Consider the following 2,279-nt stretch of genomic DNA (forward strand, 5'->3'; position numbering starts at 1 on the left):
GATCCGGGCGACCCCTGCCGGCGCATGCTTCCTCAGCGCAACCAGATACTGTTCCGCAAGCAGCTGACGCTCACTTGCCGTCATGGCCAGGAGAGTTTCGGGATAGCCAGCACCGAGCCCCTTCACGAGCCGCGGCAGCTCTTGCAACTCACCAGCCCCGAACACGTCGGGATGACTCGCGAGGATGTGCTCCGTGAGCGTACTGCCAGAACGTGGCATGCCGACGATGAATACCGGCTGCTCAGAACTTGAATCGCCGGCACTAGCGACCTGCGCGAAATACTCCGCCGAGAACAACTCGATGGTCCGATCGACGGACTCGCTCACCCGCTTGCGGTCAAACGGCGCGCTGCGACGTTTCAGAATCTGATTCGCGGCGACGAAATGTTCGAAGGCCTGGTCGAACTGCGAATTACGGTCGTAGTGCTTGCCGAGCCCGTAGTGCAGCTTCACGCGGCCGTCGTTGTCGATATCACGAGAGTCGATCCCACGCAGGGCCGCGGCCACCACTTCCGGCTCTGGCTCGTAAGAACGAATCGCCATCAGGCCCGACAACGCCTTGGCATGACCAGGCTCGATTTTCAGCACGGCGCGATAGTGTTCGATCGCTGCGTCGAAGCGGCCTTTCTCCTCCAACAGCACGGCGACGTTCAGATGAGCCGAAACATGTTCGGGCGCCGACTCGAGCGCCCGATCGAACATCTGCAGCGCCTCGTCAAACAGCCCGTCGTCCTTCAACGCATTGCCAAGGTTGTACAAGCTGGCAGTAGCTCGCGGATCGATGGCTAGCGCGCTTCGATAAAGCTCGATCGCCTCCCCGAGTCGCCCGCGGGTCTTGAGTGTATTCGCGAGATTGTTGATGGAATCCACGTGCCGCGGGTTCAGCGCCAGGCCGTTTTCGAAACATGCGATGGCGTCGTCGAATCGTCCCTGTGCCAGCAGCACCTGCCCCAGATGGTTGTAGGCACGTGCGTCGTCAGCTTTCAGTGCGATCGACCGGCGCAACAGCCGCTCGGCGTCGTCGGTACGCCCCGCCTGCTGAGCCACCAATGCAAGATAGTGAATTGCAGTCGCGTGCTCCGGGTACTGCGCCAGAACTTTGCGATAGCTGTGATACGCGGACTCGACCTCGCCTCGCTTGTGACGAAGCAGCGCCGCCTCCAGTTCGACGTCTGCTTCGGCAAGAGAGGCTAAGCTAGCGCTGCTCACGACTCACGATCACGACGTCACCACTCTCCTGCTTCTGCAGGTCCACCGGGAAAACGCCCGGGAGCGCTTGCAACCAGGCACCGATATCGCCGGTGGCCACCGCACCAGAGAACGTGAGCTCGCCCACTTCTGCGTCGCCAAGCACCAGGCGCTGCTGCGAATAACGATTGATGTCTTCGATGACCGCCGCCAGCGGCTCATTCAAGTATTCCAGCCTGCCCTGCTGCCACGCCAGCGCTTGGGCAGTGTCTGCGCTCTCGATGGTTGGAGCCATCCCGCCCGACATCGTCCAGGCGAGTTGCTGGCCAGCGACGACACGCAAGACTTCGGCGGAACCGTTGCTGCCACTTGCCGTGTCACGCCGAAAGACTTCGACTGTACCTTCCGTCACCGTCACGACCACACGCTCGCGAGCGCGGCGAATATTGAATGCCGTACCGACGGCCCGCACCCGTAGCGCACCGACTTTGACGATGAACGGCCGCTGTTGATGTTTGGCGACCGAGAAATACGCCTCGCCCGCTTGTTCCGGCATTTCCAGAACGCGCTCTTCTGCGGTGTACTGTGTCGTGATGTTGGACTTTGCAGCCAGCTGCACCATCGAGCCATCGGGCAGATGAGCTTCGCGCACCAACACCGGCGCGGCGGGCTGCGAGGTCCACTGGATCCAGGCGAATCCGACCACAGCAGCCAAAACAGAGGCGGCGACCGCTCCTACCCACATGCGCCTGCGAGGTGCAGCCGAACTCTGAGGCACACCACTGATCGAACGCACCTGCGCGGCAGCGGCCGTCTCTTCGATCATGCGATCGACGTCGAACGTACGCGGCGGATCCGGCAGCCGTCCCGCCTCATTCCACAACGCCTGCATCTCGTCGAACGCTTGTTTGTGACGCTCGTCGGCCTCGTACCACTGCAGCCATTGCGCCATGTCTTCAGGCGACGCCTGCTCATCCCGTAAACGCAGCAGCCAATCGGATGCGTCGCTCAGATGGTTTACGTCCGTTGGCTCGTCCATGGCAACCCTCATCGACTGACCTGGGCTTTCGCCTGTGTCATTGAATATCCAC

The 2,279-nt window shown here is 61.7% G+C and carries 2 protein-coding genes; both read right to left on the reverse strand.

Annotated elements, in window-relative coordinates:
• On the reverse strand, positions 1-1,209 hold a 1,209-nt coding region (locus JNL55_RS31230; RefSeq protein WP_293863803.1), incomplete at its 3' end, for a tetratricopeptide repeat-containing sulfotransferase family protein.
• The gene (locus JNL55_RS31235; RefSeq protein ID WP_293863806.1) at positions 1,196-2,227 is read right to left on the reverse strand and encodes a FecR family protein; all 1,032 of its coding nucleotides are present in this window, start codon (positions 2,225-2,227) and stop codon (positions 1,196-1,198) included. The genes JNL55_RS31235 and JNL55_RS31230, both read right to left, overlap by 14 nt.
• Positions 2,228-2,279 lie beyond the last annotated feature (52 nt).

The sequence above is a fragment of the Steroidobacter sp. genome (assembly GCF_016790065.1).
In the GTDB taxonomy this organism is placed as follows: Bacteria; Pseudomonadota; Gammaproteobacteria; order Steroidobacterales; family Steroidobacteraceae; genus Steroidobacter.

Excerpts from the sequence above, each read along its gene's own strand:
- JNL55_RS31235 (WP_293863806.1), bottom strand. The coding sequence starts at position 2,227 with ATGGACGAGCCAACGGACGTAAACCATCTGAGCGACGCATCCGATTGG.